The 12,271-nt window shown below is 63.4% G+C and carries 12 protein-coding genes; 7 read left to right on the top strand and 5 right to left on the bottom strand.

All coding sequences use genetic code 11. The features are described from left to right. Window positions 1–233 precede the first annotated feature (233 nt). Window positions 234–1,631: a D-serine/D-alanine/glycine transporter gene (gene cycA / locus V7M64_RS08005; RefSeq protein ID WP_333678393.1), complete on the top strand. Its 1,398-nt coding sequence runs from the start codon at window positions 234–236 to the stop codon at window positions 1,629–1,631. A 54-nt stretch (window positions 1,632–1,685) separates the two neighbouring features. Here cycA and V7M64_RS08000 read toward each other — a convergent pair whose 3' ends face one another. The 4 genes from V7M64_RS08000 to V7M64_RS07985 all read right to left on the bottom strand — a co-directional run bounded on the left by V7M64_RS08000 (window position 1,686) and on the right by V7M64_RS07985 (window position 5,936). Next, window positions 1,686–2,093 carry a DUF3301 domain-containing protein gene (locus V7M64_RS08000; protein WP_333678391.1) on the bottom strand — a complete coding sequence of 136 codons (408 nt, stop codon included), beginning with the start codon at window positions 2,091–2,093 and terminating at the stop codon, window positions 1,686–1,688. Between the two features lie 36 nt (window positions 2,094–2,129). Then, window positions 2,130–2,987: a carboxylating nicotinate-nucleotide diphosphorylase gene (gene nadC, locus V7M64_RS07995; RefSeq protein WP_333678389.1), complete on the bottom strand. Its 858-nt coding sequence runs from the start codon at window positions 2,985–2,987 to the stop codon at window positions 2,130–2,132. Between the two features lie 152 nt (window positions 2,988–3,139). Continuing rightward, window positions 3,140–5,452, bottom strand: coding sequence for a DUF1631 domain-containing protein (locus tag V7M64_RS07990; RefSeq protein ID WP_333678387.1), 2,313 nt, complete (start codon window positions 5,450–5,452; stop codon window positions 3,140–3,142). A gap of 211 nt (window positions 5,453–5,663) precedes the next feature. After that, window positions 5,664–5,936, bottom strand: coding sequence for a Trm112 family protein (locus V7M64_RS07985; RefSeq protein ID WP_333678385.1), 273 nt, complete (start codon window positions 5,934–5,936; stop codon window positions 5,664–5,666). A gap of 67 nt (window positions 5,937–6,003) precedes the next feature. On the opposite strand from V7M64_RS07985, the gene purE reads away from it, so the two are divergent. Both purE and V7M64_RS07975 read left to right on the top strand, forming a co-directional pair. Then, window positions 6,004–6,507 (top strand): 5-(carboxyamino)imidazole ribonucleotide mutase, encoded by a 504-nt coding sequence (purE, locus tag V7M64_RS07980; protein ID WP_333678383.1) that lies wholly within the window; start codon window positions 6,004–6,006, stop codon window positions 6,505–6,507. Next, window positions 6,504–7,652, top strand: coding sequence for a 5-(carboxyamino)imidazole ribonucleotide synthase (locus V7M64_RS07975; protein WP_333678381.1), 1,149 nt, complete (start codon window positions 6,504–6,506; stop codon window positions 7,650–7,652). The genes purE and V7M64_RS07975 overlap by 4 nt, the downstream gene beginning before the upstream one ends. 111 nt (window positions 7,653–7,763) lie before the next feature. Here the strand turns inward: V7M64_RS07975 and V7M64_RS07970 are convergent, their stop codons facing one another. Continuing rightward, entirely contained in the window at window positions 7,764–8,345 is a 582-nt protein-coding gene (locus V7M64_RS07970) for a Fe-Mn family superoxide dismutase (protein ID WP_333678379.1), read from the bottom strand. Window positions 8,346–8,455: 110 nt separating this feature from the next. Between V7M64_RS07970 and grxD the strand changes: the two genes are divergently transcribed. From grxD to V7M64_RS07950, 4 genes are all read left to right on the top strand, one after another. Next, window positions 8,456–8,782 (top strand): Grx4 family monothiol glutaredoxin, encoded by a 327-nt coding sequence (grxD, locus tag V7M64_RS07965; protein WP_333678377.1) that lies wholly within the window; start codon window positions 8,456–8,458, stop codon window positions 8,780–8,782. Continuing rightward, entirely contained in the window at window positions 8,779–9,552 is a 774-nt protein-coding gene (locus tag V7M64_RS07960) for an SDR family NAD(P)-dependent oxidoreductase (RefSeq protein ID WP_333678375.1), read from the top strand. The genes grxD and V7M64_RS07960 overlap by 4 nt, the downstream gene beginning before the upstream one ends. 52 nt (window positions 9,553–9,604) lie before the next feature. Next, window positions 9,605–10,201, top strand: a complete 597-nt coding sequence (locus tag V7M64_RS07955) for a YhgN family NAAT transporter (protein WP_333678395.1) — start codon at window positions 9,605–9,607, stop codon at window positions 10,199–10,201. A 220-nt stretch (window positions 10,202–10,421) separates the two neighbouring features. After that, on the top strand, window positions 10,422–12,134 hold the full coding sequence (locus V7M64_RS07950; protein ID WP_333678373.1) for a lysophospholipid acyltransferase family protein: 1,713 nt from the start codon (window positions 10,422–10,424) through the stop codon (window positions 12,132–12,134). Window positions 12,135–12,271: the final 137 nt, after the last annotated feature.

Raw genomic sequence — 12,271 nt, 5'->3', positions numbered from 1 at the left:
CATGTCTTGCTGCGGATTCGCAAAGCCGTGCCGGACACTAATGAGCTTTCGCTGGGATAACGTCGTTTTAGCTCTCCCGCCAGTTCCGCGGAAAATTTCCCCGGACAGCAGTGGGCCTTCGCCGCAATGACGACAGGCAGATTTGCCCATCCAGCAAAATATGTAGATATCAATAGATAGCCGCTCTCCGGCGTTTCCTCTAAGGTATCGGCTTCTTCCTACAAGCCGCCCGCATGTCCGACGCACACGACCATCCGGACCACCTACGCCGCAGCCTGTCCAATCGCCATCTGCAATTGATCGCCATCGGCGGCGCGATCGGCACCGGCCTGTTCATGGGCTCGGGCAAAACGATCAGCCTGGCCGGGCCATCGATCCTGCTGGTGTATCTGATCATCGGCATCATGCTGTTCTTCGTGATGCGCGCGATGGGCGAGTTGCTGCTGTCGAACCTTGAGTACAAATCGTTTATCGACTTCTCCACCGATCTGCTCGGTCCATGGGCCGGTTTCTTCTGTGGCTGGACGTATTGGTTCTGCTGGATCGTCACGGCCATCGCCGACGTGATCGCGATCGCTTCCTACGCGCAATTCTGGTTTCCCGGCTTGATGCCATGGGTGCCGGCCGTGCTGTGCGTGTTGTTGCTGCTGGCGCTCAACCTCACCGCCGTGCGCGTGTTCGGCGAACTGGAGTTCTGGTTCGCACTGATCAAGATCGTGGCGATCATCGTATTGATCATCACCGGCTTCGGCATGGCGATCTACGGGTTCACGTCGCCCTCTGGCCATCATGCGTCGCTGGCCAACCTGTGGAACGACGGCGGGCTGTTTCCTACGGGCGTCGGTGGTTTCTTCGCCGGTTTCCAGATTGCGGTGTTCGCCTTCGTCGGTATCGAACTGGTAGGCACCACCGCTGCCGAAACGGCCGATCCCACGCGCAACCTGCCGAAGGCGATCAACTCGATTCCGGTGCGCATCATCCTGTTCTACGTGCTGGCCCTGGTCGTGATCATGACGGTGACGCCGTGGCGGCTGGTGCAGCCGGGCAAGAGCCCATTCGTGGAGTTGTTCATGCTGGCGGGTATTCCTGCCGCGGCGAGCTTGATCAATTTCGTGGTGCTGACCTCAGCGACCTCTTCGGCCAATAGCGGCATCTTCTCTACCAGCCGCATGCTTTACGGCCTGGCGGAAGAGCGTCATGCGCCACGCCTGTTCGGCCGGTTGTCCAAGGCGGCGGTTCCCTCGCGCGGCTTGCTGTTTTCCTGCCTGTGTTTGCTGGCGGGGGCGATGCTGGTGTATGTGGTGCCCAACCTGGTGACCGCGTTTACCCTGGTCACCACACTGTCGGCGGTGCTCTTCATGTTCGTGTGGTCGCTGATCCTGGTGGCCTACATGGCTTACCGGCGCAAGCGTCCGCAATTGCACGCCGCTTCCGCGTACAAGATGCCGGGTGGCGTGTTTATGTGCTGGGTGTGCCTGGCGTTCTTCGTGTTCGTGCTGTGGCTGCTGACCTTGCAGGCGGACACGCGCGAGGCGTTGCTGGCCAGTCCGGTGTGGTTCGCCATTCTGGCGGTGGCGTATGGATGGAAAGGGCGGCGTGCAGCGATGGCGGCGACACCGGAGGATGCCTAGGCAGAGCCGTAGGTCGGGTTAGCGCAGGGTAACCCAACGTGCCCGGAGCGATAATTAGTGACGGATATCCCGGTCGCGATAGTGCCGACGAAACGGCACCACGTTGGTGCCTTCGGTCGTCGATGTTTCTTCCCCCGGATACTCCGGCGTGTACAGCTCGATGGTCGGCAGGATCAACGCCGTAAGCAGCGAGCCGATCATCCACAGATGCCCGGCTTCGCGATCGTCGCCATCAATGCTCACCTCGAAACTGTAGCGGCGCTCCAGCACGCGCTGGCCGCGGAAGCGGCGCAGGCGCACGCCGCTCAGGCCCACGGTTTCATCCAGCAATTGCAGGCCGTGCTGCTGGCAGCGCCAGCGTGCTTCCTGGATGGCGCGGTCGCGGGCGCGGCTCAGCACCAGCCACGCGCCGGCGATGGCCATCAGCACGAGTAGCAGCAAGAGAGTAGCAAGGTCGCCCATGCGTGCAGTGTGTGGGCGGCATGGGCTCGCCGCAAGTCAGCTGATTTTCAATCGAAGCGAAAGATCGATCGCCCGGACGTTCTTGGTCAGTGCACCCACCGAGATGTAGTCCACGCCGGTGCGTGCGTAGTCGCCAATGTTTTGCAAATCGACGTTGCCGGAAATCACCAGCGGCACGCGGCCATCGTTCTGCGCCACTGCCTGCTGCATCAAGGGCAGGGTGAAGTTGTCCAGCATGATGCGATCCACGCCGGCATCCAGCGCTTGCTGCAGTTCGTCGAGATTTTCCACCTCCACTTCCAGCAGCAGCGTGGGATGGAGTTGGCGGGCTGCCTGCACCGCAGCGGCGATGCTGCCGGCGGCGATGATGTGGTTTTCCTTGACCAGGATCGCGTCGTACAAGCCGATGCGAAGGTTGTAGCCGCCGCCGCAGCGCACCGCATATTTTTGCGCCAGGCGCAGGCCCGGTACGGTCTTGCGCGTGTCGAGCAGGCGCGCCTTGGTGCCGGCCAAGGCAGCCACGTAAGCCGCCGTGATGGTAGCGGTGCCGGACAGCATCTGCAGGAAATTCAGTGCGGAGCGCTCGGCGGTGACCAGGGCGCGTGCGTTGCCGTGCATCTCGCAAACGATGTCACCGGGCGAGATGCGATCGCCTTCGTTGACGCGCCAATGGATGCGCGCCTGCGGGTCGAGTTTGTGCACGCAGGTATCGAACCAGGGAATGCCGGCGATGACTGCATCTTCGCGGCAGGTGAGCGCGGCGAAGGCTTGCGCATCTGCTGGCAACAGGCTGGCAGTGGCATCGCCATGGCCGATGTCTTCTGCGAATGCGCGTTCCACATCGGCATCGATCAGGCGCTGGTCGGGCGGAGCGAAGCGGAAGGTCTGGGGCATGCGAGGAGGCTGCGCGTGGTGAGAATGCCGCGCATGCTACTCGGATGTGCGTGGGTTGGGTACAAGCGTATTGCCGTGGGAGGCTGAGATGACAATCCCAGCTTTTCGGTAACGCCATGGAAGCTGAGGTTGTCATCCCAGCTTACGGTTTATCAGGTGGCCTCGCCCGGACGCGGCTCTTCATGGCTCAGGCGATCCACGATCGCGTCCATCGCGCGATCGAACAACGCGTTGGTCGCCAGGATGCGCGCACGTCCTTCCGCCATCACCATCGCCAGCTCGTAAGGCGAGTAATCGCCCACCTTCAAGCCGCGGCGGTTGACGAACAGATAGCGCCCGCTCATCGGGCTGATCCACGACAGCTTGGCGCGTTCGAAATGCTCGTCCTGGGCGACGAACTCAAGCCAGATGCCGGGCTTGAGCACTTTCACCTTTTCGAGTTCTTCCCGCACGTCCGGCGCCAGCGCATCTTCGGCGGGCTCGGTAGCCACGTCGTCCAGGTCGTCCACGCTTTCGGCGATCGGCTGGATGCTTTCCGGAATCGGCAGCGGCGCGGGCGCGGCGTCGGCAGTCTGCGGCTGTGCCGGTGCAGGCGCCGCTTCGCCGAGCTGCTGGCGATAGTAAGCGTGCAGCTGGGCGAGCAGCTTCTCGATGTCGGCATCCTGGAAGGCGACGTTCGACAAGCCCTTGCGCAGCGCGCGCTCGATGCCCGGCAGCAATTGCAGCAGGTCGCGCTTGGCTTCCGGCGTGCGCACCGGCTTGGTGCTGGCGATGAAGGCGTCGACGAAGCGCAGCGCTTCGCGGAATTCGTTCGACTCTTCACCCTTGCGCAGGATGGTGAGCACCAGATAGTTCGCCCACGCGCGCGACAGCACACCATGGATCAGCGGCGGCAATACGGTGCCGCCGATGCGATTGAGAATTTCGCGCGCAGCGCGCCGGCGTGCCTGTTCCAGCTTTTCGCGACCGCGCGTGGATTCGGCCACGCGCTGTTCGGCCAGCTCCGCGCGGCGGCGGTTCGATTCCTGGAATTGCTGCAGTTCGGCCGACAGGCGATCGAAGATCGTCATGTCATCGTCGAATTCCTGCAGCAGGCGCTCGACGATGGCCTTGATGGTGTCGTGCAGGCGGCCGTCGCGATCCGATTCTTCCGACCAGCTCTTGGCGGCGTCGGCCAGGCCATCCAGCAAACGGCGAGCCGGATGCTGGCGATGCGCGAACAGCTTGCGGTCGAGAATCGCCGCCTTGAGATAAGGAATCTGCAAGCGCGCCAGCAATACCTGCATCTGCGGCGGCAGGTTGCGGTCTTCGAGGATGAACTCGAACAGCATGCCGACCAGGTCGATGGTGTCTTCGTCGATGGTGGCGATCTGGCCCGGACGCTGGCCGCGCAGCGAACCGAGTTGCGACATCAGCTGCTCTTTCAGATGCAGCACTTGCTCGGCGATATCCACCGTGCTCATCTGCGGCACCGCCGGTTGCGACATAGGCAACATGGCCGCCTGGCTTTGCAGCACGCTCAACGCGCCGATCAGCTCATTGGCGGTAGGCAGCGGACCGGCCGTCATCGCCGACAGCGGCACGCTCGGATGCGCGCGGCGTGCGCTGAACAAGGTGCGCAGGGTTTGCAGCAGTTCGGCCGAAGCCTCGCTGTCGTCGGCCGGCAGCGGTTGCGGGATCTCGCCAGCCGCGGCGGCGCCCGTTGCGGCCGCGCCGGCATTGGCAGTCCCGCCGCTGCGCACCACTTCGTGGCGCAACTGCGGCAGCACGCCCGCGCGCATCAGTTCGGCGTTGACTTCCTGGTAGAGCTCTTCAAGCGCCGACATCACATAGCGATCGAACAGCTTGTAGATGATCAGCTTCACGCGCATGTCGGCATTGAGCTCGCGCATCGCCTGGCGGAATGCCTGGGCGAGCAGCGCGGGGCCGATCGGATTGGTGGCGTCTTCGATGCGCGTGCCGCCGCAAATCACGGACAGGCGCTGGTTGACGGCGAACAGGTCGCGCGACAGGCGCGATTCGTTCTTGCCGATCATGCTGGTGATGGCCAGCGATTCTTCCAGTTCGTTGTCGGCCACCAGCGAGAGTTCGACCGAGCCCGGCACCGGCGGCGTCGGCGCATGGCTGGCGGCCGTCGGACTGGCGGCGGCGGATGAGTTGCCGCTGGCGAAATCGTTCAACTCGCGCGACACCAGCGCCAGGAAAGCGCGCTCGATCACCGGCCGACGCTTGCGTACTTCGCGCATGCCGTCGAAGTAATGCATCTGCGCGGCGTTGTTCTCAGCCTTTTCGGCGAGGTCGAACAGCGCGTCATCGACGTGCTCGAACATGTTGCCGATGTACTGCTGCAGGCGGCGGGAGGCGATGTTCCGGACAGCGTTCAACAGGTCGCCTCCGCGTCCGCTGGAGGGGTCCAGCCGCTGGCTGAGATTGACGACGTTGGAGGAATCGTTGGCTTCTTTCATCGCCACACCCCTGTGGTTGGCTGGCTAGGCCGGTATTGACTGCTGCCGTAAACGGCGGCCACCCGCCTCCGGCAACCGCGAACGGTCGCGACAGGAGGGAAGCTGCCGATGGCTGGAACATAAGCGAAAACCTGTTTCACTGCCATGTTCCAAGTCATGCTTTTGTGGATTGTGGGTGCAGTCGATGTGAAGGCAGCCCATGCGCATGTTCTTACGCCACGGCCGGGAAGTCGGTGAACTGGGTGGTGCCGATGCCTTCCTCGGGCAGCATGACCGGGATGCCGTCCTCGACTCGGTAGATGACCTTGCGGTCGACCGTGATCAGCCCTTCGGCGACCCGGTTCTGAACCGTCCCACCTGCCACGTTGAGCACCTGGCCGGCTTCGATGGCACGGTTCAGGGCGGTGAGCTCGTTGGCGTTCAAAGGGCGCACCGGGGTCTTGCTTACCGGGCAGCAGAGGATGTCGAGCAGGCGCTTATCCATAGATAACGGCAGGTATCGTTGCAATGCGGCGAAGCCCGTACAATAGCCCCTTTTGGACGACCGGACCATGACGGAAACAGCTTCAGCGCCGCGGGTTGGCGTGGTGATGGGATCGCGTTCGGATTGGGAAACCATGACGCACGCGGCCGAGGTGCTCCAAGAGCTTGGCGTGCCGCACGAGGTGCGGGTGGTCTCCGCGCATCGCACGCCGGATCTCCTGTTCCAATACGCCGAACAGGCCGTATCGCGCGGCATCCAGGTGATCATCGCCGGCGCCGGCGGCGCAGCCCATCTGCCGGGCATGCTGGCGGCCAAGACCCGCCTTCCGGTGTTCGGCGTGCCGGTGCAGTCCAAGGCGCTGAACGGCATGGATTCCCTGCTTTCCATCGCGCAGATGCCGGCCGGTATTCCGGTGGGCACGCTGGCGATCGGGCGTGCCGGTGCGTGCAATGCCGCGCTGCTCGCCGCTTCGGTGCTGGCCCTGCACGATCCGGCCATTGCCAAGGCGCTGGAAGCCTATCGCGCGCGCCAGACCCAGACCGTTTTGGACAACCCGGACCCGCGTTCGTGAATACCCGTCAGAAGCAAGCGGTGCTTGGCATTCTGGGTGGTGGCCAGCTGGCCCGCATGCTGGCCCTTGCCGCCGCGCCGCTGGGCGTCAACACCCTGGTGGTGGATAGCGCCGCCGATGCCTGCGCCGGGCAAGTGGCGCCGTTGCGCGTCGCCGATTGGACCGATTTCGCCGCGCTGGAAAAATTCGCGGCCGAAGTGGACGTGGTGACCTTCGATTTCGAAAACGTGCCGGCCGACACCGCGCAATGGCTGGCCGAGCGTGTGGCGGTATTTCCGAATCCGCGCGCGCTGGCGGTTGCCCAAGATCGCCTGGCCGAAAAAACGCTGTTCCGCGAATGCGGCCTGCAGACGCCCGCCTTCGAAGCCGTGGATACGCGCGAAGGTCTGGATCGCGCCTTGGCCAGGATCGGTGCGCCATCCATCCTCAAGACGCGTCGGCTCGGCTACGACGGCAAGGGACAGTTCCGCATCAAGCAACTGGCCGATGCAGACGCCGCGTGGGAGGCGCTGGGCGCCAATGCGCACGGCTTGATTCTCGAAGCCTTCGTGCAATTCGAGCGCGAGCTTTCCGTGCTGGCCGTGCGCACGCGCGATGGCGGTTTCCGCGTCTGGCCGCTTACCCAGAATTGGCATACCGACGGCGTGCTGAGCATGAGCCTTGCGCCGGCACCGGAAGTGGGCGCATTGCAATCGCGGGCCGAAGCCTTGGCGCGCACGCTGGCCGAACGTCTGGACTATGTGGGCGTGTTCGCGCTGGAGCTGTTCGTCAAGGATGGCGAATTGCTCGGCAACGAAATGGCGCCGCGCGTGCATAACTCCGGTCACTGGACCATCGAGGGCGCTGTCACCAGCCAGTTCGAAAACCATGTGCGCGCCGTGCTCGGTTTGCCGCTTGGCGATACCTCAGCAAGCGGTCTTTCCGCCATGTTCAATTGGATTGGCGAGCTGCCCGATGCAGCGCCAGTGCTTCGAGCCGTTGATGGCCATTGGCACGACTACGGCAAGCAGTCACGCCCGGGACGCAAGGTGGGACATGCCACGGTGTGCGCGCAGGATGCAAAAGCCTTGGCTGAGCGCGTAAGCGAGATTGCGCGTGCGTTGCAGCGGGAAGAGCAGGCGGCGCCTGCGTTGCGCGTGCTTTGATGTCGATCGGGTTTGCACGCCGGCCTACGCAATTTCCATGGCCATCATTCCCGCGGGAATGATGGCCATGAGGATGATTACCCTCTCCAAAAGGGGAGAGGGCTGCGATCATCAGCCGAGATTCTTCGCCGCAAAATCCCAGTTCACCAGATCCCAGAACTTGTCCACGTAGTTCGGGCGCGCGTTGCGATAATCGATGTAGTAGGCATGCTCCCACACGTCGATGGTGAACAGCGGCTTGTCGCTGCCGGTAATCGGCGTGGCGGCGTTGGATGTATTGACGATGCCCAGCGAACCATCCGGACGCTGCACCAGCCAGGTCCAGCCCGAGCCGAAATTGCCGACGGCGGACTTCTTGAATTCTTCCTTGAACTTGTCGAACGAACCGAACGCCTTGTCGATCGCATCGGCCAGCTTGCCGGCCGGCTTGTTGTCGCTCTTGGGCGAGCGCATCGAGTTCCAGTAGAAGGTGTGGTTCCAGGTCTGCGCTGCATTGTTGAACACGCCACCGGATGACTTCTTGACGATGTCTTCCAGCGAGGCGTTCTCGAACTCGGTGCCCTTGATCAGGTTGTTGAGGTTGGTCACATAGGCCTGGTGGTGCTTGCCGTAGTGAAACTCCAGCGTCTCGGCCGAGACATTCGGCTCCAGCGCATTCTTTTCATAGGGCAAGGGGGGAAGTTCGATCGCCATGGGTAACTCCTGGGCGTTGGCTGAGGAAGATGGTTCCGCCTGGCCGGCTGGACGCCGGGACGGCTGGTACACTACTAAGCTGGCTGCATTGTAGTGATGAAACCCGAATTATGGACGTCAACGAGCGAATCAAGGCGGTCTTGGCTGAGCACCCCATCGTGCTTTTCATGAAGGGCACGCCAGAGTTTCCCATGTGCGGCTTCTCGGCCCGCGCCGCGCAGGCGCTTGACGAAGCAGGCGCGACGTTCCATGCGGTGAATGTGCTGGCCGATCCCGAAATCCGCGCAGCGCTGCCGCACTACGCCAACTGGCCGACCTTCCCGCAGCTTTTCATCCAGGGCGAACTGATCGGCGGCTGCGATATCGCCGAGGATCTGAAAGCCTCCGGCGAGCTGACGCGCATGGCAGGCGACGTGGCCGGAGAAAGCCACGCATGAGCCTGAGTCTGCCGCAGCATCGCTTGCCCGCAGCCTGGGCGCCTGCCTCCAATGATCTGGATGGTCGCGTGATATTGGTCACGGGCGCCTATGGTGGACTAGGCAGCGCGGTGGCGCGCGCTGCGGCCCGTGCGGGCGCCACCGTGGTGATCACCGGCAAGCGCAAGCGGCAACTCGAACAGCTTTACGACGCGATGCTGCGCGAGGGTTTGCCCGAACCGGTGATTCATCCGCTCGATATGGAAACCGCCACCCCGCGCGACTATGACACCCTGGCGGAAGGCTTGCAGCGCGATCTGGGCCGCCTCGATGGCATCGTGCACGCGGCAGCGAGCTTTGCCGGTTTGACGCCGGTATCCATGCACAAACCGGATGCCTGGCTGCGCAGCATGCACGTCAATGTCTCCGCACCGTTTGCGCTTACGCAAGCCTGCTTGCCGTTGCTCACCGCTGCACCCGATAGCGCTGCCGTATTCGTGCTGGACAATCCGGACCTCGTGCGCCGTGCGCACTGGGGTGCCTATGGCGTATCGAAAGCTGCCTTGGAACGTTTCGTCGCGATCCTGCATGAAGAGCACGACGAAGGCCGCTTCCGCGTGCATGCGCTGTTGCCCGCGCCGATGCGCACTACGTTGCGCCGGGCCGCCTATTTCGGCGAAGACACCTTGCAGCACCCGCTGCCCGATGCCACGGCGGATGCCGTGGTATATCTGCTGAGCGACAAGGCTGCCATGGCACGCGGCGGTGTGCTCGATTTGCGCGTGGCCTGAGCGCAGCCGCGCTGCGTACTAATAATTACCAGGGGAACGCATGCAAACGCAGATGACCACCTTGTCGGCGGCGATCCTGCTGTTCCTCATCATGGATCCGCTCGGCAACATCCCGCTGTTTCTCAGCCTGCTCAAGGACGTGCCGCCCAAGCGCCGTCGTGCGGTGATGGTGCGCGAATTGCTGATCGCGCTGGCGGTGTTGCTGATGTTCTTGATGGGCGGCCAGCTGATTCTCCGGCTGCTGCAGTTGCGCGAGGAGTCGATCAGCATCGCCGGTGGCATCGTGCTGTTCCTGATCGGCATCCGCATGGTGTTTCCGCCGGCCGAAGGCGGCATTTTCGGGCAAGCCGGCGAGGGCGAACCTTTTATCGTGCCGATGGCGATTCCCGGCGTGGCCGGCCCATCGGCGATGGCCGCGCTGCTACTGCTCACCAACACGCAACCGGGCCGCACCGCGGATTGGGCGATTGCCTTGTTGTGCGCGTGGCTGGCGACGGCGGTGATTCTGCTGAGCTCTACCTATCTGTTCCGTTGGTTGGGCGAAAGCGTGCTCACGGCGTTGGAGCGGGTGATGGGAATGCTGCTGATTGCGCTGTCGGTGCAGATGTTCCTCGGTGGCCTGGCGGCCTATTTGCACCTCGCGGTTTGAATGGGTGGCAGCGTTTGCCGTAAAGCGCCTCGGCCTTTGCCGGAATGACGGTATAAATATCTGAGCTCCCGTATGAAAGTCATGCTCGCCATTGAACAAGCTCTTAAGCATTGCCCCTCACTCCGTCGTGTATTCTTGCGCGCGTAGCAGTTTGACCCCGTGATTTCTCGCAGTTGTCACACTTGATCGGCAACATGGATTCAAACCAAGGGAGGCGGTCATGCTTCATGTAGAACAGACCCTTACCGAACGTCTGCCATGGCTAGCGCAGCACCCGATGATCCGCAAACCCGTTGCCGGCATGCTTGGACGGTTAGCTGACGAAGCAGGATTCAATCGGGTGCTCGACCGGCTCGCCGACACCAGGGGGTTGGATTTCGCCGAACAGGTGCTGGACCTGCTGGGCTGCAACTATCACGTCGCCCAGCGCGAGCGGGAACATATTCCGGTCGAAGGCGGCGTGCTGGTGGTCGCCAATCATCCGCTTGGCATGCTCGATGCGATGGCCCTGCTGGACCTGGTCGGTTCGGTACGCAAGGACGTGCGCATTCTTGGCAACGACTGGCTGGCCGCCGTGCCGCAACTGGGCTCCTTGCTGTTGCCGGTCGACGTGTTTGGCGGCGGCACGGCTTCGCGCATGCGCAATATCTATCGCGCGCTGGAGCGTGGCGAGGCATTGATTGTTTTTCCTGCCGGCGAAGTGTCGCGCATGGGGCCGGCTGGTGTGCGCGATGCGCGCTGGTCCGATGGTTTCGCGCGCATCGCCATGCGCACCCGGACACCAGTGCTGCCGATCCACGTGGCGGCACGCAACTCGGCCATCTTCTACGGGCTTTCCATGCTGGCCAAGCCCCTCAGCACGGCGATGCTGCCGCGCGAAGCGGTGGCCACGCACGTCAGCCGCATCGGGTTCAGCGTGGGCGCGCTGATCAGTGCAGACGAATTGACCAAGCGCAGCGACGACAACGCGCAGCGCGCGGCGGACCTGATGCGCCGGCACGTGTACCGCATCGGTCGCCGCCGCGGCTTGATCTTCGGCGGACAGGTGCCGCTGGCGCATCCGGAGTCGGTCGATCGCGTGGCGCAGGAACTGGCGCAAAGCGAAAAGCTTGCCGACCTTGCCGACGGCAAGCAGCTGATCGTCCTGCGCGGACAGACCGATGGTGCTGCCCTGCGCGAAATCGGCCGCCTGCGCGAACTCGCCTTCCGCAAAGTGGGCGAGGGCACCAACACCCGTCGTGACCTGGATGCCTACGACGCGCACTACGAACATCTCGTGCTGTGGGACCCCAAGATGCTGCGCATTGTTGGCTCCTATCGCCTCGGTCACGGCGGCCGGCTGATCGGCGAGCGCGGCATGCGTGGCCTCTACACCGCCAGCCTGTTCAATTATTCGCCGGCGCTGGAATCGCGCCTGGCGCAAGGGTTGGAGCTGGGGCGCAGCTTTGTCGCGCCGGCCTATTGGCGTTCGCGTGCGCTGGACCAGCTGTGGCAGGGCATTGGCCTGTATCTGCAGCGTCACTCCGAACTGCGTTATCTGTTCGGTCCGGTGAGCATGTCGGTGAGCCTGCCACGCCAGGCGCGTGAGTGGATCGCCGCCGCGCACCAGCATTACTTCGGCGTATCCGGCCTGGCTTCCGCTCGCCAGCCGTTCAAGGTTTCCGCGGACGTGCTCGAAGGCGTCCGCCGCGAGCTGGAGGGCCTGGATTCGGTCAGCGGATTGGGCAAGCTGCGCCATCACCTCGATGCGCTGGGCGTCAGCCTGCCCGTGCTATATCGCCAATACGTCGACCTGATGGAACCCGATGGCGTGCAATTCCTCGATTTCGGCGAAGACCCCGGTTTCTCCGGCTGCGTCGATGGCCTGGTCATGCTCGACCTCGCCCGCCTCAAGCCTGCCAAGCGCGCCCGCTATCTGGGCAAAGGCGCCTGAGTTTTGCCGCTTCCTCCCGGGGAGTGGCCTGTAGGCCGGGGATGACAATCCCAGCACCTCTCCTATGTAGACAAGACATTGGGATTGCCAGCTCCAGCCTCTGCGCGGGACACCTGCAGGCCCTGCCGCGAGGTCCT

Source organism: Dyella sp., from assembly GCF_036746095.1.
In the GTDB taxonomy this organism is placed as follows: Bacteria; Pseudomonadota; Gammaproteobacteria; order Xanthomonadales; family Rhodanobacteraceae; genus Dyella_B.
The sequence above is the reverse complement of the archived record's forward strand: the minus strand, read 5'-3'. Positions and strand labels throughout refer to the sequence as shown.

What these genes read in the sequence shown, in the direction of transcription:
- V7M64_RS07950 (WP_333678373.1), top strand. Translation starts at nt 10,422, where the DNA reads ATGCTTCATGTAGAACAGACCCTTACCGAACGTCTGCCATGGCTAGCG.
- V7M64_RS08000 (WP_333678391.1), bottom strand. Translation starts at nt 2,093, where the DNA reads ATGGGCGACCTTGCTACTCTCTTGCTGCTACTCGTGCTGATGGCCATC.
- V7M64_RS07985 (WP_333678385.1), bottom strand. Translation starts at nt 5,936, where the DNA reads ATGGATAAGCGCCTGCTCGACATCCTCTGCTGCCCGGTAAGCAAGACC.
- nadC (WP_333678389.1), bottom strand. Translation starts at nt 2,987, where the DNA reads ATGCCCCAGACCTTCCGCTTCGCTCCGCCCGACCAGCGCCTGATCGAT.
- V7M64_RS07955 (WP_333678395.1), top strand. Translation starts at nt 9,605, where the DNA reads ATGACCACCTTGTCGGCGGCGATCCTGCTGTTCCTCATCATGGATCCG.
- cycA (WP_333678393.1), top strand. Translation starts at nt 234, where the DNA reads ATGTCCGACGCACACGACCATCCGGACCACCTACGCCGCAGCCTGTCC.
- V7M64_RS07960 (WP_333678375.1), top strand. Translation starts at nt 8,779, where the DNA reads ATGAGCCTGAGTCTGCCGCAGCATCGCTTGCCCGCAGCCTGGGCGCCT.
- V7M64_RS07990 (WP_333678387.1), bottom strand. Translation starts at nt 5,452, where the DNA reads ATGAAAGAAGCCAACGATTCCTCCAACGTCGTCAATCTCAGCCAGCGG.
- purE (WP_333678383.1), top strand. Translation starts at nt 6,004, where the DNA reads ATGACGGAAACAGCTTCAGCGCCGCGGGTTGGCGTGGTGATGGGATCG.
- grxD (WP_333678377.1), top strand. Translation starts at nt 8,456, where the DNA reads ATGGACGTCAACGAGCGAATCAAGGCGGTCTTGGCTGAGCACCCCATC.
- V7M64_RS07970 (WP_333678379.1), bottom strand. Translation starts at nt 8,345, where the DNA reads ATGGCGATCGAACTTCCCCCCTTGCCCTATGAAAAGAATGCGCTGGAG.